The following is a 19,336-nucleotide window of genomic DNA, read 5'->3' on the forward strand; positions in this document are numbered from 1 at the left end:
GCCGCGTGCCGGAGGCTTGTACGGTCGCGACGCCGGATGGCATTCCGGCGACACCGTCAGGGAAAGGCACGTGATGAGCAGGCCCCGCTTCCTCGGACCGGGCGGCCGGGTGGGCACGTTCACCGTCGACGCCGAGTCCACCGGCGCCGGCCGCGGCACCTGGGAGCCGTTCGTCGACACCTGGAACGACCGGATGGGCGACCTCTACCCGCTGCCGGAGTTCAGCGCCGCCACGGTTGACGGCTTCCGCGGCACGATGCGCTCGGTGGCCCTCCAGGACACCGCCATCAACGAGATGTGGGCGTCCTCGCCGATCAGCACCCGCGCGGTCGGCACCCACGAGCACGACGAGATCCGGCTGTACGTCGGCCTCCGCGGCGCCGTGACGCTGCGAGACCCGCACGACCGGGCCGGCGACACGGACGTCCCGGCCGGCACCTACTTCGCCCACCACGTGGTGACGGAGAACCACTTCCACACCACGCCCGGCATCGCCACCCGCATCTTCATCTTCCCCGGCGACGCCCTGCGGTCCCTGGTCAGCGGCAGACCGCGCAGCGGCCCGGTCACCTCGCCCGCGGCGCAGATCCTGATGGCGCACGCCGGCATGGTCCAGCGCACCGTGGGCGGCCTCGGCGCGGCCGGCGCGCGAGCGTCCCGGGACGCCCTGATCGAGTTGGCCAAGGGACTGATCCTCGACCACTTCGACGACCATGAGCCCACCTTCGTCCCGGCGCTGGCGGAGGCGGCCAAGGAGCTCGCCGACGCGCGGCTCACCGATGCCGGCCTGTCGCCCGCCACCGTGGCCGCGCACCTGCACGTCTCGGTCCGCACCCTGCAACGGTCCTTCGCGGGCCTCGACGAGTCGTTCGCCGCGTACATCCGCCGCCGGCGCCTGGAGGAGGCGGCCCGCGCGCTCGCCGCGCCCGGGTCACGGCTCAGCGTGTCGCAGGCCGCGGCGATCTGGCAGTTCACCGACAGCAGCCACTTCATCCGTTCCTTCAAGAAGTGGTACGACGTGACGCCGGCCCAGTTCGCCCGGCTGCACGGCGCGGGCCGGGACGGCTCCTAGCTGTCCTCGATCCGGCGGAGCCGGCGGCGCGCGGGGGGAGACGATGCGCGAGTGCCGACGATGCCGGGTCTGACGCAGGTCGCCGAGGTGCGCCTCGGCGCCGAGCTGCGGACGCTGCCCGCCGTCCTGCACTCGCTCGGGATGCTGCCGCTCGCCCAGCCCGCGCTGGCCCGCGAGGTGGATCGGGCGCTCGCCGGCAATCCGGTGCTGTGCCGCCGTTCCGGCGGGCCCTGCCCCGGCTGCGGGTGCCATCGGCCGCCCGGTGCGCCGTGCGTGCGGTGCACGGCGTCGGCGCGGCCCGTGGCGGAGCCCGCCGTGCGGCCGTTCGAGACGCTGGAGGCCCTGGCCGGGTGGGAGATCCGGTCGGACTGCCGTGCGGCGCTGCCGGTGGTTGTCGGGCATCTGACCGCGCGCGGGCTGCTCGACGACGAGCCGGAGAGCATCGCGGCGGCGAGCGGGCTGCCGGTGGCGGCGATCGAGGAGGCGATCCGGGCGGTGCGCGCGGCTGGGCCGCCGGGCATCGCCGAGCGCTCGGTCGCCGCCATGCTCGCGGCCCAGGCACAGTCCCTCGTGGACGGTGCGGAGGCGCCGGCCTGGCTGCCCGCGCTGGTGCGCGACCATCTGGCGGCGGTGGCGGACGGCGACCACGCGGGCATCGCGCGGGCCCTCGGCGTCTCGCCCGCGGCGGCCCGGGCGGCGATCGCGCTGATCCGGGCCCGGCTGCGGCCCTTCGCCCTGGCCGGCGGGGGCGCCGAGGCCGCCGGGCCGCCGCCCGACGCGTACGTCTCGCGGGGTGCCGGCGGTCAGTGGCGCGTCGAGGTGCCGGACAGCGCCTGGTTCGGGCTGCGGGTGGCCTCCGTGCCGCCCGCCGTGCGTGCCGATCCCGAGGCCGCCGCATGGCTTTCCCGGTACGAGCGCAGCGCCCGCGACCTCCTCCAGCAGCTCGACGTGCGGGCCGGCGTGCTGCGCCGGGTCACCGCCTGCGCGGTGCGCCACCAGGCCGGCTACTTCGATCGCGGGCCGGCCGGGCACGTGCCGCTGACCCGCACCGAGGTCGCCGACGAGCTCGGGCTGCACCCCTCCACGGTGAGCCGCTGCGTGGCCGGCAAGACCGTGCGCGGGCCGGACGGCCGGCTGCTGCCGCTCGCCGCCCTCTTCGGCGGGGCGGTGGCGGCCAAGACCCGGGTCGCCGCGCTGCTGGCCGCGGACCCGCTGAGCGACGCGCAGGTGAGCCGCGCGCTCGCCGCGGAGGGTTTCACGGTGGCCCGGCGCACGGTCGCGAAGTATCGCGCCGAGCTCGGCATCGCGGCGCGAACCTGACTTCGCCCCTCCCGTACCCAGGACCCTCCCCGGCGCGAAGCGCGCTTCGCTCTCGGCCCGCCCGGCGGCCTGGCACGGATTGTGCGGTACCGGGGCGAGGAGACCAGAGGGGAGCAAGGCATGCACGACATCGACCGAGCACTGTTCGAAGCCGAGGGCGAGTTCGAGTCCGAGTTCGAGGACGAGTTCGAGTCCTTCGGCGAGGCGGAGGGCGAGGACCGGGAGACCGCACTCGCCACCGAGCTGCTGGAGATCAGCTCGGAGGAGGAGCTGGACCGGTTCATCGGCAGCCTGCTGAACGGCGCGGTGTCCGCGGCGCGCAACTTCGCCCGCTCCAGCGCCGGGAAAGCCGTCGGCGGCATGGTGAAGCAGGCGGCCCGCCAGGTGCTGCCCCGCATCGGCCAGGCGCTGGGCGACGCGGTCGGCGGCAAGACCGGCGGGGCCATGGGACAGCGGGCCGGCAAGTGGCTGAGCCGGCAGTTCGAGGGCGAGCAGTACGAGGGCGAGTTCGGCGTCCAGACGGAGGGTCTGTCCGCCGAGGACCGCGAGTTCGAGCTCGCGCGCACGTTCGTCCGGTTCGCCGACGAGGCCGCGCGGCGTGCGGCGAGCGCGGGACCCGGCGTGCAGCCGCAACAGGCCGCCCAGCAGGCGGCGATCGCGGCCGCCCGCACCCACCTTCCCGGGCTGCTGCGGCCCGGGCCGGCACAGGCCGGCCCGCGCGGCAACGGCGGGCAGCAGCGCAGCGAGGGCCGCTGGGTCCGGCGCGGCAGCCGCATCGTGATTCTCGACGTGTGACCAGGAACGGAGGACCTTCCGATGTACGAGACGACTTTCGAGATCCCCGGTGAGAGCTTCGAGTCCTACGAGAACGAGGGCGAGTCCTACGAGAGCGAGTCCTACGAGAGCCAGGGCGAGGGCGAGTCGTTCGAGGGCGAGGCCGAGCTGGTCCAGGAGCTCATGGAGATCAGCTCCGAGGCCGAGATGGACCGCTTCCTCGGCAAGCTGGCCGGCAGCATCGTCCGCGGCGCCGGCAAGTTCATCAAGTCCCCGGTCGGCAAGGCGCTCGGCGGGGTGCTCAAGAACGTCGCCAAGCGGGCGCTGCCCGTGGTCGGCGGCGCGCTCGGCTCGATGGTGATGCCCGGCGCGGGCACGGCGATCGGCGCCAAGCTCGGCGGCCTGGCCGGTGGCCTGCTGGAGGCCGAGGAGGCCGAGTCGATGGGCGAGGTCGAGGCCGAGTACGAGGCGGCGACCCGCTACGTGCGGTTCGCGCGGGCGGCGTACGGGAACGCGGCCCGCGCGCCCCGGAACCTGCCGCCGCGGGCGATCGTGCGCGCGGCCAGCATCAGCGCGGCCCGCCGGTACGCGCCGTCGCTGCTGCACGGCGACCAGCGCCGGGGGCAGTGGCGCGGGCGCCGTCGCGGCTATCCGATGTGGGCGGCCTACGAGCCGCAGCCCTGGTACGGCGGCAACGGTTACGACCCGGGCGACGGCGACGACGGATACGACGACGGGTACGAGGGTGAGGGCGCCGGCGGCCGGTCGAGCGGCGGCGGCAACGGCAACCGCGCCGCCGAGGGCCGGTGGGTCCGCCGCAAGGGACGCATCGTCGTCCTCGGTGCCTGAGCGGTCCCCGATGCCGGACAACCCGATGCTGGATACCCCGATGCCGGACGCCCCGATGCCGGACGCCGCGGCCTTCGCCACGCGCCTGCTGCGCGACGAGGCGCGCGGGCTGCTCACCCGGCTCGACCAGGTGCGGCCGTTCGCCCTGCACGAGACCATGGTGCTGGCCGCCGCCCTGCCGTACGGCGCGCACGTGACCATCGAGCGGTTCCTGCACGCCGCCCGCGGCCATCTGCGTGCTCGCGTGTACGCGTACCTGCACTGGCTCGACGGCATCGGCAGCCGGGCCACCGCCGCCGAGCAGCAGCGCCGGTTCGTGCTGATCCGGCTCGAGTTCAACGCCGTGCTGTCGCAGTTCGACCTGTTCACCGAGGTGATCACGCAGCGCAGCGAGCACGGCACCGGCGTGTGGCTGTCCGGCCTGGACGTGCTGGCCGCCGACGCGCTGCGGGTCGACGTGGCGGGGTACGAGCCGCCGCCGGTGGTCTGCTACCTGGCCCGGGGGCCGGGCGCGGCGATCCGCCGGGCGCGCACCCGGCTGCCCGGCGGCCGGCCCAACCCGGTGGCGATCATCCGGGTGCCGCGGGAGCGGATGGTCGGCGGTTCGGTGGCGTCCAGCCTGATCCACGAGGTGGGCCACGAGTGCTCGGCCCAGCTCGGCCTGGTCGAGTCGATGCGGCGCGACATCGCCGCGGCGGCTCGGCGCCATCCGGGCGGCCGAGGGCAGGGCGGCAGCTGGCCGGCGTGGCACGCGTGGATCGGCGAGATCCTCGCGGACTGCTTCGCGGTCGGCCGGCTCGGCATCGCCGGCACGGTGGGGCTGCTCGCGGTGGTCAGCCTGCCGGCGTACTTCGTCTTCCGGCCCTCCGGCGACGACCCGCACCCGGTGCCGTACCTGCGGGTCCTGATCAGCGCGGGGATCGGGGAGGCGCTGTATCCGCATCCGCAGTGGGCGGCGCTGCGCCGGGCGTGGAAGGACCTCTACCCGCTCGGCGAGCTGCCGGCCGAACGGGTGGCGCAGCTGCGCCGGATCGAGGCGGACATCCCCGAGCTGGTCGATCTGCTGCTGAGCCACAGCCCGGCGGCGCTCGGCGGCCGGCGCCTGGGCGACATGTTCGACGCGGGCAGGCGTACGCCGCAACGGCTCCTGCATTTGCACCGGCAATGGGCCGGCGACGTGGGCGTGCTGGCCCGGCGGTCGCCGTCGCTGGTCTTCGCCGTTCTCGGCCAGGCCAAGGCGGCCGACCTGATCTCGCCCGAGCGGGAGAGCCGGATGCTGTCCACCCTGCTCGCCGCGTGGGCGGTGCGCAGCAGCCTCGATGTCGTGCAGAACACCAGCAGAACCCGGGCGCCGGCTCTGCAGCCGACCGGGTGGTCATGAGAAAGGACGAGCGACGTGCGCATTTCATGGAATCCGGAAGTGATCCGGGTCGGCCAGGTGGCCAACCTCGTGGTGCTGCTGGACAAGACCGACGAGGAAGGCGACTACACGTTCCGGTTCGCCGACCCCAACGACGACCCGTTCGAGGGCGGCTTCGAGGTGCCGCTGAAGTTCGGCCAGTTGCAGGACTTCGAACCCGAGATCCAGTTCACCACGCCCGGGACGAAGGAGCTCCAGGTCACCAAGGGCAGCCGGGCGAGCACCGAGGGCACCGAGCCGTGGCAGCGAGTCCCGATCCCGGTGGTGGCGGCGTCGTCGGCCGGCGCGCCACCGCAGAGCGTGGCGCTGGTGGCCGGCGATCCGCCGCAGAGCGACGACGAGGTGCTGTGGAGCTTCATCCGGCTGCTCACCCGCCAGCTGCGGTTCGAGGAGTTCCACCAGTTCGTCGAGGCGCAGATGACCAACCTGCCCGAGCGGGACTGGTTCGGCCGGCAGTCGCACCAGACGCTGGTGCGGGCGGCCGAGCGCTTCGTGGAGGCCGCCGCCGATCCGATCCGGGCCGTGGAGAAGAGCCAGCTGCTCAAGCACGAGCTGCGCCCGGCCACTGTGCTCGGCGCGCTGGAGCGCTCGTACGTCAGCAGCGAGAGCGACGCCCTCGCCCAGCCCTTCCTGGACGAGGAGCGCAACGGCGGCAACGGCGACAACGGGAAGCGGCCGTCGACTGCGCTCGCCCGCTACCGCCGCTCCAAGGAGGCCGGTGCCCAGTTCCCGCTGCCGAACATCCCGTTCGTCGAGCTGATCTGGTCGTACTGGATGGAGGAGGGCGCCCTGGTGCAGACGATGAACCACATCATGGCCCGCTTCCAGAACCGGCGGATGGCGCGCGACCCGCTGGCCCGCTTCGACCTCAACCCGCTGCTGCCGCTGCGCAGCCTGCTCTGGGGCTACACCGAGGCGGAGCGGCGGCGGCTGACCATCCGGCGGCGGGCGGCCGAGTACATGGTCCAGTACGGGCTGCCGCTGGTCGGCCGGGCGGTGCCGCCGCCGGACACGCTGACGGACCACCGCACGCAGTTCCTGGAGGGCTTCCACGCGCTGCTGCACGACGCCTACCGCTTCTACAAGGAACGCGACGACAAGACCGTCGACGCGGACGCCTTCCCGCTGCTGAGCAGCCTGCGCGAGGTGCATCTGGTGCTGGCGCACGGCGCGCACAACCAGTTCGCGGACCTGCCGCTGGTGGCCCGCGCCGAGATGCTCGAGATGCAGTGGATCCTGGCGCAGCCGGAGATGCGGGAGTTCCTCGGCGGGCCGACCATGGTGCCGTACGAAGAGGACTGGATGGACCGGGTCGAGACCATGAAGACCCTGATGGGCTGGCCGGCCGCGAGCATCACGCACTTCTTCGAGCTGGCGGTGACCGGCGAGCAGATCGTGCTGTCCATCCGGCACGGGCGGTGGAACGAGTCGGACCGCACCCGCGACCACGCGGCGAACTGGGCGCTGACCTGGCGCAACGAGATCCAGCGCTACATTCACGCCTACCGGGCGGTGACCGGCGTGGACCTGGCCACCAGCACCGACGCGACGCCGCCGGCGCTGCTGCTGACCCGGCGCGTCCCGCAGCGGGGACGGCGCGGGTGACCGGATCCGGCGGCGACTTCACCTCGTCGCTCTTCCTGGGCCTGCGGCACGGCAGCGCCGGCCTGCCCGAGTGGGCGGCGCTGACCACCGGCGTGCCCGCCGCGCTGGCCGAGCGCGAGCCGGCCCGCCGGGTCGCCGCGGCCGTCGCGGCGTCACAGAGGGCGCAGGCGGGGGTGGCCGCCCGGTCGGCGTTGCACGCCCTGATGGACGTGCTCGGGACGCTGCCGCGGCGCGGCGACGTGGTGGCGATCGACGCGGCCGCGTACCCGATCACGGAATGGGCGGCGCTGCGGGCCGCCGCCCGCGGTGCGGTGGTGCGGCGCTATCCGCACCACCGGCCGGAGCTGCTGCGGCCGCCGCGCGGCAGGCGGCTGGTCGTGGTCGCCGACGGCTGGTGTGCGGGCTGCGGGCGCCCGGCTCCGCTGCCGCGGCTGCGCTCGCTCGCCCACGCCGGTGACGGGGTGCTGGTGGTGGACGACTCGCTGGCCTTCGGCGTGCTCGGGCGCCGCGACGGCCCGGGCTTCGGCGACGGCACGGGCACGCCGCGCTGGTGGGGCCTCGGCCACGAGGGCGTGGTCTGGGTGGCGTCGCTGGCCAAGGCGTACGGGGCGCCGATGGCCGTGACGACCGGGCCCCGCGACCTGGTGGCCCGGCTCGCGGCCGGCGGCGGCAACCGCACGCACAGCAGCCCGCCGACCGCCGCGGACGTCGCGGCCGCCACCCGGGCACTGGACGACCCGGACCGCAACGCCGCCCGGCGGGCCCGGCTGCTGCGGCACACCAGGGTCATCGGCGACGTCCTGGGCCTCCGCGGCCCGCCGTTTCCGATGGTCAGCATCCGCTCGGCCGGGCCGGACGAGGCCCGGCGGTGGTGGCGCGCGTTGCGGCGGCAGGGGATCGCCACGGTGCCGCAACGGTCCCGGTGCCGCGACGACATCCGGCTCACCGCGCTGCTGCGCGCCGACCACAGCGAGCGCGACGTCGCCCGGCTCGCGGCCGCGCTGCGACAGGCCGCGCTGCGACAGCTGCCGCCGCGCGACGAACTCCGGCGGGCCGCCGCGTGAACGGCCGGCCGGTCATCCTGGAGGGCCGCCGCGTGAACGGGTGGCCGGTGATCGACGCGCATTGTCACGCCGGGCAGGGTGACGGGCTCACCGGCCCGTGGGACACGGAGGCCCCGCTCGACCGGTACGCGGCCCGGGCCCGCGAGGCCGGCATCGACCGCACCGTGCTGTTCGCGCCGCTCACCTCCGACTACCGGCCCGCCAACCGGGCGGTCGGCGCGATCGTGCGGGCCGAGCCGCGCCGCTATCTCGGGTTCGCCTTCGTCAACCCGGTCGCCGACCGGGGCCGCGTCGGCGAGCTGGTGCACGAGGCCCGCGCGTGGGGCGCCTGCGGGATCAAGGTGCACTGGCGCGACGGCCGGATCACCCGGGAGATCGCCGAGGTGGCCGGGCGGGCCGGGTTGCCGGTGCTCTACGACCCGGGCGGCGACCTGGCGGCGGTCGAGATGGCCGCGCGGGCGTACCCGCGGGTGGCCTGGATCGTGCCGCACCTGTCCTCGTTCGGCGACGACTGGAAGGCGCAGGTGGCCTTCGCCGATCAGCTCGTCAGGCTGCCGAACCTGTTCACCGACACCTCGGGTGTCCGCTACTTCGACCTGCTCGCCGACGCCGTCCGCCGGGCCGGCCCGGACAAGGTCCTGTTCGGATCGGACGGACCGTTCCTGCATCCAGGCGTCGAGATCAGCAAGATCCACGCGCTGCACCTGCCGGCCGCGGACGCCGCGCTGGTCCTCGGCGGCAACCTGCTGCGCCTCACCCGGGCGGCCCGCGGCCGCCACCGAGCCCTTCTCCGGAGGTCATCATGAGCACCCACGCCGTCGAGCTCGAGACGCCGCGCTGGTCCGCGGCGCCGGCCCGGCTCCACACCAGCAAGCCGCCGCCGAAGATCACGCTGGCGGCGAAGGGATTCCTCGAGATCAAACCGCACACGGTCAACGGCATCGCCAAGGGCATCGCCCAGATCCGGCGCAGGCTGAACGCCGGCGAGGGCACCGTCGGCGTGCTGGTCACCTACCTGGCCGTCGACGCGCGGGACAACGTGATCACCTCCGGCCGGGCCGCCCACGTGCACCTGTTCATGGCCACCGTGCGCAAGGCCGGTGACGCGGTCAGCACGTACCGGACGTCGGGTCCCTGGACCCACATCGGGCGGGTGCCGGTCCCCGCGACGCTGCCGCATCCCCAGGTCGACCAGATGTCGCAGTTCGGCCAAGCGATCGAGCCGGCCGTGCAGGGAAAGGTACGGCAGGTCATCCGCCGCTGGTACGCGGGCGTCAAGTTCGCCGCGGGCACCGGCGGCCACCGCACCGGCGCCGACATGCGGTGGACCTCGCTGGCCGAGCTCTACGCCGAGCTCGGCAACGAGCTGCGCGACCCGTTCTGGCAGGACCTGGCCGTCAGCCTCACGGGCGCTCGCGGCTCTGCTGCCGGCGCAGGTGCAGGGCGCGGTCGGTGACCCCCAGGCGGGCGGCCGCCGCGCGCACGTTGCCGCCCGACTCCTCCAGCGCCGCCGCCACCGCCAGGTCCGCCACGTGCTCGCGCAGCTGCTTCAGCGTGTGGCCGGCGCGCAGGTGCTCGCGGACCGACTCGGCCAGCGCGCCCGCGGACTCGGCCGGCTCGCCCGGCGGCGGACCGTCGAGCGTCACGGGCGGCCGGTCCTCGGGCGGCAGGTCGCCGGGCGTGACCGGCCCCGGCCCGACGTGCCGCGCCGCCACCCGGCAGGCCAGCTGCCGCAGGTCGCGCAGGTTGCCCGGGAACGACCGGGCGCGCAGCGCGCTGCGCACCGCCGGCCCCACGGTGACCGGCCCGCCGAGCGCCTCGAGGAGGAACTCCTCGAACAGCGGGATGACGTCGGCGCTGCGGTCGCGCAGCGGAGGCAGCCGGATCTGGTACGCGGCGATCCGGTAGTAGAGGTCCGCCCGGAACCGCCCGGCCGCCACCTCGTCCTCCAGCACCCGGTTGGTGGCGCACACCAGCCGGAAGCGGGCGCGCTGCCAGGTGTCCGCGCCGACCCGCTTGTAGGTGCCCTCCTGCACCACCCGCAGCAGCTCCGGTTGCAGCTCCAGCGGCAGCTCACCGACCTCGTCGAGCATCAGCGTGCCGCCGTCGGCCGCCGCGCAGGCGCCCGTGCGCACCCCGACCGCCCCGGTGAACGCGCCCCGCTCGTGGCCGAACAGCTCGCTGCCGGCCAGCCCCGGCACGATCGTCGTGCAGTCGACGACCACGAGGTGCCCGGTGCGCGCCGCCGGGCTGACCGCGTGCACCACGCGCGCCGCGAGCTCCTTGCCCGTACCCGTCTCGCCGGTGATGAGAATCGGGCCGGTGCCGAAGCAGGCCGCCGTGACCAGGTCGCGCAGCGCCTCCCGCAGCGCCGGGCTGCGGCCCTTGAGCACGCCCGCCACGGCCGGCGAGTCCACGATCCGGTCGACGGCGGCGAGCCGCCGCAGCTTCTCCGTCACCAGCCGCGGATCCCCGTCCCACACCGCCACGTCGCACGCGCCGAGCGCCAGCAACCGCCACGGCTCCGCGACCCCCGGCGCCTCGGTCACCACGATGACCTGGGCCCCGGCCGCCGCGCGCAGCGCCTCGGCGAGCACCGTCGCGTCCTCGTCGCAGACGATGACCCCGATCTGATCGCGCGGGTCCGGCGCCCGCACGCACCGTAGCGTCGGCTCCGCGTCTCGCAGCGCCGCGGCAATGGCCGCCGTGCCGGGGCGCGCGCCGATGTCGAGCATCCACGCCATTCGTCCCCCAAGGGAGGCCCCCGTGCCGTCCCATCGACGACGTTAAACCCCGTCGATTTCCCCCGAAATCAGATCACCGACTCGCGGTATTACCTCAGGGGTAATGGGCACCGCCCCGCGCCACCCGCATGCTTGACGGCATGACGACCTACGCCGTGGCCCACCTGCGCACCCCGACGACGAACGACGACGTCATCCGCTACATCGAGCGCATCCAGGACACGCTGGACCCGTACGGCGGCCGTTTCCTGGTCCACGGCAAGCAGGTGGAGGTCATCGAGGGCAGCTGGCCGGGGACGATCGTCATCATCGCGTTCCCGGACTCGGCGGCCGCGCACGCCTGGTACGCCTCCGACGCGTACCAGGAGATCCTGCCCCTGCGCACCGACCACATCGAGGGCAGCGCGATCTTCGTGGACGGGGTGGGCCCCGACTACGACCCTCGGGTCACGGCGGCGGCGCTGCGGGCCGGCTGACCTGTGCGCGGTGCCGCTGCCCGGGTTGCCGGCCGTGTCTACTGTGCCCGGGCGAGCGTCGCCGTGCGCAGGGCGGGGGAGCGCAACCCCAACGCCGCCGCCAGGAGGAGGCAGGTGGCGCAGGCGGTCAGGGCCGCGTCGACGGTGAGCAGGTCGTTGAGGGCGCCCAGGGCGTTGTTGGTGAGCAGCAACGGAAGGCTCTGGGCCAGCACCAGCACGGACTGCACCCGGGCCAGGTGGGTGGACGGGGTGCCGCCGAGGACCAGCGGGCCCACGTGGGTGGTGAAGAGGCCCGAGCCGAGGCCCACCGAGACGGCCGCGGCGATCGCGGCGGCGGTGGTGTGGGCCAGCGACAGGGCGAGGACCGCGGTCGCCGCGAGGGTCAGCCCGCCGACGGCCGCGAGGCCGGGACGGGGAAGGGCCCCGGCGGCGGTGATGACGACGGCCACGGCGACGATGCCCAGGGCGATGGCGCCGGCCAGGATGCCGCCCGTGCCGGCGTTCCAGTGGCGTTCGGTGGCCAGCAAGGGGATGAGCAGGCCCGAGACGGGCAGCAGGAAGCCGGCGGTGGCGGCGATGAGGCCCAGCGCGGGGCGCAGCAGCGGGTCCTTCCAGGCGACCCGCAGGCCGTCGGCGGAGCGGCGCAGGCCGGAACCGGCGGCGGGCGGTGCGGGGGTGCCGGCGGCAGGCGGTGCGGTGGCGGTGGTGGCCGGCGATGCGGTGGCGGTGGTGGCGGGCGATGCGGTGGCGGTGGTGACGGGCGATGCGGTGGCGGCGGCTGGTGCGGGGGCGGCCGCGGCGGGCGGTGCGGCGACGGTGGTGGCGGGAGCGGATCGCGGGCGCAGGCCGACGAGGATGGCGGCCATGACCGCGAAGGTGCCCGCGTTGAGCAGAGCGGCGGCGGCCGGCCCGGCGGTTGCCACGATCAGGCCGCCGGCGGACGGCCCGGCGAAGGCGGCCAGCTGACCGGCCGCCTGGCGGGCCGACACGGCGCGGGCCAGCGGCTCGCCGGTGACCAGGCGCCTCGGCATGGAGCCGGAGCTGGGCAGCGAGAAGGCGTCCACGGTCCCGATGAGCAGCGCGGTGGCCAGCAGCAGATAAGGCTGGACGCCCAGAACGAGCACGGCCACACCCAGCACGACCATGGCAACGGCCATCGCGACGTCCGACGTGATCATCACCCGCCAGGCGCCGACCCGGTCGGCCAGGGCACCGCCGAAGAGCAACAGGGCGACCCGCGGCAGGTTGACGGCGGTGAGCACGGTGCCGGCGAAGGCGCCGCCCCAGGCCGCGGCCGCCCAGGTCATGCCGAAGGCCATCATCTGCGAGCCGAGCAGGGAGAACGTCACCCCACCCAGCCAGATCCAGTAGCGCGACGGCAGCGACACGACTCTCCAGACCGATCGGTGACAGGCTCGGGCCAGCCTCAGCCCTCGATCAGGTCGAAGGTCAAGCCGTCGCCGTCGCGACCGTCCTCATGGGGTGAGATGCGCGGGGTCCTCGATGACGGGCAGGTCGCGCTGGGGCGCCAGGCGGCCCAGCGCCGTCAGGGCGTCGGAGTCGGGGTCGGCCGGCAGGTAGTGGGTGATGCCCTCGGCGCGGCACCGGGCATCGACCTCCGTCAGGGCGCGGGCGCCGGCCGTGACCGTCGTCGAGGGGGTGCGCCTGGAGCGCCAGCGTGCCGGCGGCGCGCAACGCCTCCCGGGCGAGGATGTCCTCGACGAGGTGCGGCTCGTCGGCGGCCAGGGCGAGCGTCGTACGGCGGCTGGCTCGCATCTCGGCGTCGATCAGGCCCTGTTGCATGCGCCGCCGGCTCGTTCACGCTGCCGAAGGTGGGCAGAACGCCGTCGAGGCCGGCGATGCGCACGACCCGCTCGGTCAGGCTGCCGGGGCACGACGAGCCGTACGCCCACCGCGTCGCGGGCGCACCAGTCGGCGATCTCGGCGAGCAGGCGCAGGCCGTCGGCGGCGAAGAACTCCGCCTCGGTCAGGTCCGCGTGGCCGATCCGTGCCGCGCGAAACTTGTCGTACCCCCGTGGCAGGGTCGAAGCATGTACGAGGAATGGCCGTCGGCTCTGCCGCACGTCGTCGCGTGGCGCAGTGTCGCGCCGCCGGGCGGTGGGGACAGACGCATCCTGCCGGACGGCTGTCTCGACCTGATCTGGCACGAGGGCAGCGTCTTCGTCGCCGGGCCGGACACGACGGCGCAGGTCGGTGCCCCGCCCGCGGGCAGCCGGCACGCGGCGTTGCGGTTCGGCGCCGGTACGGGGCCTGGCGTGCTCGGTGTGCCCGCCTGCGAGCTGGTCGACCGCCGGGTGCCGCTCGACGCGTTGTGGCCGGCGGCAGCGGTGCGGGCGATCGCGGAGGCGGCCGATCCGCTGGGGGCGCTGGCGGCGGCCGCGCGCTCGCGCTGGCGGGGGCCCGACCGCGTGATGGTGGCCGTGGCGGGGGCGGCTCGGGCCGGGCTGCCGGTCGAGGTGGTCGCCGAGCGGTGCGGGCTGAGCGCGCGTCAGCTGCAGCGGCGCAGCAACGCGGCTTACGGCTACGGGCCTAAGGTGTTGCACCGGATCTTCCGGATGCGGCGGGCGGTCGCGATGGCCCGGGCCGGCCGGCCGTTCGCGGCGGTGGCGGCCGACGCGGGCTACGCCGACCAGGCTCATCTCGCGAGGGAGGTGCGAGCCATGGCCGGCGTGCCGCTCACCGCCCTGCTGCGCTGACCGGTCCAGCGCGCCGGGGGCAGAGCCCGGGCGGGTGGGGCGCGGCTGCCGGGCCGGGGCGGTTGGGCGGGGCGGTTGGGCGCGGCGCGGCTGCCGGGTCGGGACGGTTGGGCGGGGCGGTTGGGCGGGGCGCGGCTACTGCGGGGAGCCGGTCCAGGCGAAGAGGTCGACGACGTTGCCGTCCGGATCGCGCAGCTGGGCGTAGCGCTGGCCCCACGGCGCGTCCCACGGCTCCTTGACCGACGGGTGCCCGGCGGCGACCAGGGCGGCGTGGACGCTGTCGACCTCGGCCGGGTCGGCGCAGAGGAAGGCCCAGCCGCCGCCGGGCTCGCCGGGGCGGTGGTCCGGGTCGAAGGAGCTCAGCGAGGCGTGGGTGTCCCACATGAGACGGATGCCGCCGGCGACCGTCGTCTCGGCGTGCGGCTGCTGCTCGGCACCGGGCGGAAACTCCAGGCCCAGGCGGCGGTAGAAGGCGAGGGATGCTGCCATGTCGGCCACGGCGAGGCCGATCGCGTTGAAGGTGGGTGCCATGCGCCGACGATACGAGGGGGTGCGACGCCCGGTCTTGAAGAAATCGGACGTTGAGTACGCGTACCCATGCCCCGGCGGGTGAAGCCGACAAGACTGCTCCGCATGACCAAGTTGAGCCGTACGCCGTTCCTGATCGTCACCGCCCTCCTCGCCGGCGGCCTCGCCGCCGGGTGCTCGTTGCAGGACGCGATCTGCGGTGGCGGCGAATACCCGGTCGCCGCGGTGGACAGCCTCAGCGGCCGCGCGTGCGTGCCCGACGGTGAGGAGCCGCCGGCCGGCTATGTGCGCTTCCCGGAGGGCAAGGAACCGAAGCACGTCGACGACAAGTGGGACCGCTACTGGGACGAGCACAAGCTGGACGAGCGAGGCGTCGAAGTGCCCTGAATGATCCGATAAAGGCGATATTCTGCCCCTGGCATGCGGCGAGTTCGGCGATGACTAGGGTGCGAGATGAGCGACGTCTACCAGCGCCTGTGGGAGGCCGGGAACGTCCATCGGCATCTGCGGCGGGCCGGGCTGGACACGGCCGTGTTGACCCTGGTGGGCTTCGCGGCCGGGTGTGGCATCGCGAGGGTGGGCTCGGGCGCCACGGCGAGCAGCCGTGACTTCGCGGCGAGCGCCGAGTTCGCCATCTGGAGCGCCATGGTGGGCTTCGAGGTCGCGTTGCGCGTGAACGTCTTCGGTGCCCTCTGGAGCATCCGCACCGAGGTCCGCAGACGTGCCGGAGTGGGGTTCGTGTGGCCGGCCCTGGTGGCGCTGGTGATCGTCGCCGTGATCTTCCACATCACGGAGCGCATCTATCCGCTGCCCGACAGCGGGCTGGAGGCGGAGGATCGGCGCCGGTTCGTCCTTCAGCTGATGATGCTCGTGACGATCGCCCCCGGGCTGGTGACCTTCTGGCGGATACGGTCGTGGATCGCGCGTGCCGGCTCCCAGTGCGCCCTGCGGCAGCCGCACTCCCCGCCCGCGGGACAGCTCATCTGCGACGTCCTCTACATCAGCCGGATCGTGCAGAAGGTCGTCGTGATGATCAGCGCGGTCATCGTCGTGTCGATCCTCGAGTTCGCTGCCTTCCGGACGGCCTTCATGGCGCAGGCACCATCGAGCACGAACTTCCCGGTCGGCCTGGTGATCCTGTACGGCGTCCTGCTGACGGTGGTCCTGTCGTTCCTCTACTTCCCGGTCTATTCCGGCTTCAACGACTACAAGCGGCAGCTGCGCGACGCCCTGTGCCCGGTCCCGGCCGTCGACGTGCCGGACGAGCGGTGGCACGCGGCCCGGGACCGCACCGAGAGGCTGCTGCAGCTGCCGAGGGGCCCGTGGGAGTCGGTCCGCTCCAACTACGCGATCCTCGCGCCGCTCTTCGCCAGCGTGTTCTCCCTGTTCCTGCCCGGAGTCAAGTTCTAGAAGCACGGAAAGAGTGACGGATGACGCGGCAAGACGATCTCCGGCCCTTGATTCTCATCCGCGGCTTCGGCGGCCCGGACGTCAGCGAGGAGCAGGCGAGCGGATATCAGGGCTTCAACGACGGCACGGTCTATCCCGGCCGCCGCGGCGAGAACTACATCTACGAGGGCTTCGTCCTGCGCGCCATGAAGGCGGAGCGCTACCGCTACCGGGACGCCACGAACGTCGTGGGCTACTACGCCGACGAGGTCGCCGCGGTCCCGCCGGGCGCCCTCGGCATCGACGCCTCGCTGTGCGGGGGCACCGTGGCGGTCGATCCGTCGGTCGCCGAGCGGGTGCTGGGGTGCGGCGTCGGCGGCACGATGTGGGTGTACCGCTACTACGACCTGCGGCCGCGGACGATGCGGCACTTCGGCGCTGGGCTGGCCCGCCTCGTCGGCATCATCGCCGAGTGCGCGGCGCGGCGCGGCGAGCCCTTCGACGGAGTGGACATCGTGGCGCACAGCATGGGCGGCCTCGTGGTCAACGCCGCGCTCAGGGAGATGACGGAGGCCGGCAACGACCCGCGCCGCCTGGTGCATCGGATCGTCACGCTCGGCACCCCGCACCGGGGCATCGCCTTCAACGCGCTGCCCCGGTGGCTGGGCGAGCTCATCCCCGGCGTACGCGAGGCCTCCGACGAGCTGGCGTCGTTCGACCCGCGCGGCACGGCGTTCCTCGACGTCGCCTCGTGGTTCGACCCGCGCCGGATCCTCACCGTCGTCGGCACGGATCACCGCGGGTACGGCGTACGGGCGGCGACCCTGGCCAATCGCGTGGCGAGCCTGTTCGACGAGGGCGCCCTCGTGCACAACCGCAGCGACGGCCTGGTCAAGCACGCGTCGGCCCAGCTGCCGGGTTCGCCGCGGACCTTCGTGCACAAGTGCCACGGCGGGCACGACTCGCTGGTGACCGCGCGCGAGGCGTACGAGATCGCCATGCGCTTCTTCCACGGCACCCATCGGGTGTGCCTCTGGCTGGATGACGCGGACGTGCGCGAGGGCGGCGACCACTTCGGCCGCAGCGAGTTCTATCTCGGGGTGTCGATCAAGCCGCGGTACGTGGACTTCGAGCTGTTCCACCAGAGCGCCGCGGCCGAGAACTGCTACGGGCCGTTCCACGAGCGGACGCTGGACGATCCGCTGCCCGACCTGGAGACCGAGCTGCGCCGGCCGCTCGCGGAGTGCGGCGACCGGACGAACGGGTGGGCGGGCCCGGACCGGCTGGTCTGGGAGGGGTGGCTGGACGCGCGCCTGACCACGGCGTGCGACCCGGTCTTCCGCGTCGACATCTACGTCGGGGAGCGCGACGCGTACGGCATCGGCTTCTCCGACAACGTGGTGTTCCGCAAGCAGTACTACGTGCAGGCCGTCCTCGGCCCGGGCCCGGTCGCGCTGTACGTGCACAGCGGCGAACGGTTCCTGGGCCCGCGCGGCCAGGCGGACGGCGCCGACCTCGACCGGGTCGCCGAGACGTCCGCGACCGCGCCGGTCCAGCGGGCGCAGCCGACCGGCCGCCCGGACGAGTGGACGTTCCGCACCGAGGGCGCCGCCTTCGCCGCCACCTGGCGGATCGCCATGACCGCCGAGCCGTAGGCCGCGCAAGATCATCCTTTCGGCCATCGCGGCGCGGCCGTCCGGTTCGGACGTGGGCCGGCGGCTTTCCCGGCGGGCGATCTCCAGAGATGATCTTGCCGTAGTCGGGCGGGGAAGCGGGGAGACGCCGGGTGGGTAGGTCCTTCGCGGACACGTTCTCGCAGCTGCTCAAGGCCCGCTTCCCGGTGCTGTACATCGAGACGTTCGAGGAGCGGCGGGCTCTTCACCAGGTCGCGGCGGTCGCGGGGGACGCCGAGCTGGTCCGGGTGCCGCGGCCCGTCTGGTCGTGGTCGGTCACGGGTGGGCTCGTGCAGCCCGACGGGCAGTTGCGCGCGGGGGCCGAGCGGGCTGCCGACGCGCTGAGGGCCGTGCAGCGCATCGACGAGCCGGGCATCTTCGTCTTCCGCGACCTGCATCCGCTGCACCAGGACGGGCAGTACCCGCAGAACATGGACGTCGTCCGGCTGCTGCGCGACGTCGCGCACTCCTTCCGTACGGGCAGAAGCCCTCGATGCCTGGTGCTGATCTCGCCGGTGCTGCACCTGCCGGCCGAGCTGGCCAAGGACGTCACGATCGTCGACTTCCCGCTGCCGGGCGAGGCCGAGCTGCGCCGGCTGCTGGACGCCATGATCCAGTCGAACGCCGCCACGGGCCGGCTGCGGGTTGCGCTCGACGAGGCGGGACGGCAGCGGTTCGTGACCGCGGCCGCGGGCCTGACCATGCAGGAGGCGGAGAACGCGTACGCCCGGGCCATGGTCAACGATCCCGTGCTGGACATGGACGACCTGAGCATCGTCCACGACGAGAAAAGGCAGACCGTCCGCAAGTCCGGCGTCCTCGAGTTCGTCTCCACCGGCACGGTGCTCGACGACGTCGGCGGCCTGGAGAACCTCAAGGGCTGGCTGGTCAAGCGCAACGGCTCGTGGCTCGCCGAGGCCGCCGACTACGGCCTGCCGGCGCCGCGCGGGGTGCTGGTCACCGGCGTGCCCGGATGCGGCAAGTCGCTGACGGCCAAGGCGATGGCCACGGCGTGGAACCTTCCGCTGCTGCGCTTCGACATCGGGCGGGTCTTCGCGGGCCTGGTCGGGTCGAGCGAGCACAACATGCGCACCGCGCTGCGCACGGCCGAGGCGGTCGCCCCGTGCGTGCTGTGGGTCGACGAGATCGAGAAAGGCTTCGCGGGCGGTACGGGCGGCGACTCGGGCACCGGCGCGCGGGTGTTCGGCACGTTCCTCACCTGGATGCAGGAGAAACGGCACCCGGTGTTCGTGATCGCGACCGCCAACGACTTCGACGGTCTGCCCCCGGAGCTGCTGCGCAAGGGCCGCTTCGACGAGACCTTCTTCGTGGACCTGCCCAGCCGCGCCGAGCGGATCGCCGTCTGGCGGGTGCACCTGACCCGGGCGCTGCGTCACCGGCGCGCCGCGGGCGGCCTGCTGGTCACCGCCGAGCTGCTGGCCGAGCTCGCCGGCCTCACCGAGGGGCACTCCGGCGCGGAGATCGAGCAGGCGATCACGTCCGGCCTGTTCGAGGCGTTCTCGGAGCGCCGGCCGCTGCACCGCGACGACCTCGTCCGGGCGGTGATGAGCATGGTCCCGCTCAGCGTCACCCAGGCCGAGCGCATCGAGGCCCTGCGCGGCTGGGCACGCAACCGGGCGGTGTCGGCGACGGCCACCGAGGACTGGGACTTCGGTCGAACACACAACGGGGAGCCCATGTGAGC

At 74.0% G+C, this 19,336-nt stretch carries 18 protein-coding genes; 15 read left to right on the forward strand and 3 right to left on the reverse strand.

Annotated elements, in window-relative coordinates; translation table 11 throughout:
- The first annotated feature begins 73 nt into the window (after positions 1 to 73).
- The 9 genes from Ade02nite_RS07040 to Ade02nite_RS07080 all read left to right on the forward strand — a co-directional run bounded on the left by Ade02nite_RS07040 (position 74) and on the right by Ade02nite_RS07080 (position 9,560).
- Positions 74 to 1,072, forward strand: coding sequence for a helix-turn-helix domain-containing protein (locus Ade02nite_RS07040; RefSeq protein ID WP_239168598.1), 999 nt, complete (start codon positions 74 to 76; stop codon positions 1,070 to 1,072).
- 60 nt (positions 1,073 to 1,132) lie between these two features.
- A complete protein-coding gene (locus Ade02nite_RS07045; protein WP_203760704.1) occupies positions 1,133 to 2,392 on the forward strand; it encodes an RNA polymerase factor sigma-54 in 1,260 nt (419 codons plus the stop codon).
- Between the two features lie 120 nt (positions 2,393 to 2,512).
- Positions 2,513 to 3,187, forward strand: a complete 675-nt coding sequence (locus Ade02nite_RS07050) for a hypothetical protein (protein WP_203760705.1) — start codon at positions 2,513 to 2,515, stop codon at positions 3,185 to 3,187.
- A gap of 21 nt (positions 3,188 to 3,208) precedes the next feature.
- Positions 3,209 to 4,015, forward strand: coding sequence for a hypothetical protein (locus Ade02nite_RS07055; protein WP_203760706.1), 807 nt, complete (start codon positions 3,209 to 3,211; stop codon positions 4,013 to 4,015).
- Positions 4,008 to 5,396 carry a hypothetical protein gene (locus Ade02nite_RS07060; RefSeq protein ID WP_203760707.1) on the forward strand — a complete coding sequence of 463 codons (1,389 nt, stop codon included), beginning with the start codon at positions 4,008 to 4,010 and terminating at the stop codon, positions 5,394 to 5,396. The genes Ade02nite_RS07055 and Ade02nite_RS07060 overlap by 8 nt, the downstream gene beginning before the upstream one ends.
- A 15-nt stretch (positions 5,397 to 5,411) precedes the next feature.
- Positions 5,412 to 7,040, forward strand: a complete 1,629-nt coding sequence (locus Ade02nite_RS07065; protein WP_203760708.1) for a hypothetical protein — start codon at positions 5,412 to 5,414, stop codon at positions 7,038 to 7,040.
- On the forward strand, positions 7,037 to 8,104 hold the full coding sequence (locus Ade02nite_RS07070; RefSeq protein ID WP_203760709.1) for a PLP-dependent aminotransferase family protein: 1,068 nt from the start codon (positions 7,037 to 7,039) through the stop codon (positions 8,102 to 8,104). Before Ade02nite_RS07065 ends, Ade02nite_RS07070 begins: the two co-directional genes overlap by 4 nt.
- Complete coding sequence (locus Ade02nite_RS07075) at positions 8,101 to 8,910, forward strand: amidohydrolase family protein (protein WP_203760710.1); 810 nt, start codon at positions 8,101 to 8,103, stop codon at positions 8,908 to 8,910. The genes Ade02nite_RS07070 and Ade02nite_RS07075 overlap by 4 nt, the downstream gene beginning before the upstream one ends.
- Positions 8,907 to 9,560 (forward strand): hypothetical protein, encoded by a 654-nt coding sequence (locus tag Ade02nite_RS07080; RefSeq protein ID WP_203760711.1) that lies wholly within the window; start codon positions 8,907 to 8,909, stop codon positions 9,558 to 9,560. The genes Ade02nite_RS07075 and Ade02nite_RS07080 overlap by 4 nt, the downstream gene beginning before the upstream one ends.
- Here Ade02nite_RS07080 and Ade02nite_RS07085 read toward each other — a convergent pair.
- A complete protein-coding gene (locus Ade02nite_RS07085) occupies positions 9,508 to 10,848 on the reverse strand; it encodes a sigma-54-dependent transcriptional regulator (protein ID WP_203760712.1) in 1,341 nt (446 codons plus the stop codon). The two genes, Ade02nite_RS07080 and Ade02nite_RS07085, sit on opposite strands and share 53 nt — an antisense overlap.
- A gap of 140 nt (positions 10,849 to 10,988) precedes the next feature.
- Here Ade02nite_RS07085 and Ade02nite_RS07090 point away from each other — a divergent pair, with 140 nt between their 5' ends.
- On the forward strand, positions 10,989 to 11,324 hold the full coding sequence (locus Ade02nite_RS07090; protein WP_203760713.1) for a DUF1330 domain-containing protein: 336 nt from the start codon (positions 10,989 to 10,991) through the stop codon (positions 11,322 to 11,324).
- Positions 11,325 to 11,362: 38 nt separating this feature from the next.
- Here the strand turns inward: Ade02nite_RS07090 and Ade02nite_RS07095 are convergent, their stop codons facing one another.
- Positions 11,363 to 12,712 carry an MFS transporter gene (locus Ade02nite_RS07095; protein WP_239168590.1) on the reverse strand — a complete coding sequence of 450 codons (1,350 nt, stop codon included), beginning with the start codon at positions 12,710 to 12,712 and terminating at the stop codon, positions 11,363 to 11,365.
- 663 nt (positions 12,713 to 13,375) lie between these two features.
- Here Ade02nite_RS07095 and Ade02nite_RS07100 point away from each other — a divergent pair.
- A complete protein-coding gene (locus Ade02nite_RS07100; RefSeq protein ID WP_203760787.1) occupies positions 13,376 to 14,041 on the forward strand; it encodes a helix-turn-helix domain-containing protein in 666 nt (221 codons plus the stop codon).
- A gap of 135 nt (positions 14,042 to 14,176) precedes the next feature.
- Here Ade02nite_RS07100 and Ade02nite_RS07105 read toward each other — a convergent pair whose 3' ends face one another.
- On the reverse strand, positions 14,177 to 14,572 hold the full coding sequence (locus Ade02nite_RS07105; protein WP_203760714.1) for a VOC family protein: 396 nt from the start codon (positions 14,570 to 14,572) through the stop codon (positions 14,177 to 14,179).
- A 102-nt stretch (positions 14,573 to 14,674) separates the two neighbouring features.
- On the opposite strand from Ade02nite_RS07105, the gene Ade02nite_RS07110 reads away from it, so the two are divergent.
- The 4 genes from Ade02nite_RS07110 (at position 14,675) to Ade02nite_RS07125 (ending at position 19,334) form a co-directional block, all read left to right on the forward strand.
- The gene (locus tag Ade02nite_RS07110; RefSeq protein WP_203760715.1) at positions 14,675 to 14,956 is read left to right on the forward strand and encodes an SCO0607 family lipoprotein; all 282 of its coding nucleotides are present in this window, start codon (positions 14,675 to 14,677) and stop codon (positions 14,954 to 14,956) included.
- Positions 14,957 to 15,022: 66 nt separating this feature from the next.
- The gene (locus Ade02nite_RS07115; protein WP_203760716.1) at positions 15,023 to 15,979 is read left to right on the forward strand and encodes a hypothetical protein; all 957 of its coding nucleotides are present in this window, start codon (positions 15,023 to 15,025) and stop codon (positions 15,977 to 15,979) included.
- Between the two features lie 20 nt (positions 15,980 to 15,999).
- Positions 16,000 to 17,613, forward strand: a complete 1,614-nt coding sequence (locus Ade02nite_RS07120) for an esterase/lipase family protein (RefSeq protein ID WP_203760717.1) — start codon at positions 16,000 to 16,002, stop codon at positions 17,611 to 17,613.
- A 131-nt stretch (positions 17,614 to 17,744) separates the two neighbouring features.
- A complete protein-coding gene (locus tag Ade02nite_RS07125; protein ID WP_203760718.1) occupies positions 17,745 to 19,334 on the forward strand; it encodes a Ycf46 family AAA ATPase in 1,590 nt (529 codons plus the stop codon).
- The last annotated feature ends 2 nt before the right edge of the window (positions 19,335 to 19,336 follow it).

The sequence above is a fragment of the Paractinoplanes deccanensis genome, assembly GCF_016862115.1.
Lineage (GTDB): Bacteria > Actinomycetota > Actinomycetes > Mycobacteriales > Micromonosporaceae > Actinoplanes > Actinoplanes deccanensis.

Excerpts from the sequence above, each read along its gene's own strand:
- Ade02nite_RS07090 (WP_203760713.1), top strand. The coding sequence starts at position 10,989 with ATGACGACCTACGCCGTGGCCCACCTGCGCACCCCGACGACGAACGAC.
- Ade02nite_RS07110 (WP_203760715.1), top strand. The coding sequence starts at position 14,675 with ATGACCAAGTTGAGCCGTACGCCGTTCCTGATCGTCACCGCCCTCCTC.
- Ade02nite_RS07080 (WP_203760711.1), top strand. The coding sequence starts at position 8,907 with ATGAGCACCCACGCCGTCGAGCTCGAGACGCCGCGCTGGTCCGCGGCG.
- Ade02nite_RS07115 (WP_203760716.1), top strand. The coding sequence starts at position 15,023 with ATGAGCGACGTCTACCAGCGCCTGTGGGAGGCCGGGAACGTCCATCGG.
- Ade02nite_RS07045 (WP_203760704.1), top strand. The coding sequence starts at position 1,133 with ATGCCGGGTCTGACGCAGGTCGCCGAGGTGCGCCTCGGCGCCGAGCTG.
- Ade02nite_RS07055 (WP_203760706.1), top strand. The coding sequence starts at position 3,209 with ATGTACGAGACGACTTTCGAGATCCCCGGTGAGAGCTTCGAGTCCTAC.
- Ade02nite_RS07085 (WP_203760712.1), bottom strand. The coding sequence starts at position 10,848 with ATGGCGTGGATGCTCGACATCGGCGCGCGCCCCGGCACGGCGGCCATT.
- Ade02nite_RS07120 (WP_203760717.1), top strand. The coding sequence starts at position 16,000 with ATGACGCGGCAAGACGATCTCCGGCCCTTGATTCTCATCCGCGGCTTC.
- Ade02nite_RS07050 (WP_203760705.1), top strand. The coding sequence starts at position 2,513 with ATGCACGACATCGACCGAGCACTGTTCGAAGCCGAGGGCGAGTTCGAG.
- Ade02nite_RS07040 (WP_239168598.1), top strand. The coding sequence starts at position 74 with ATGAGCAGGCCCCGCTTCCTCGGACCGGGCGGCCGGGTGGGCACGTTC.
- Ade02nite_RS07105 (WP_203760714.1), bottom strand. The coding sequence starts at position 14,572 with ATGGCACCCACCTTCAACGCGATCGGCCTCGCCGTGGCCGACATGGCA.
- Ade02nite_RS07100 (WP_203760787.1), top strand. The coding sequence starts at position 13,376 with ATGTACGAGGAATGGCCGTCGGCTCTGCCGCACGTCGTCGCGTGGCGC.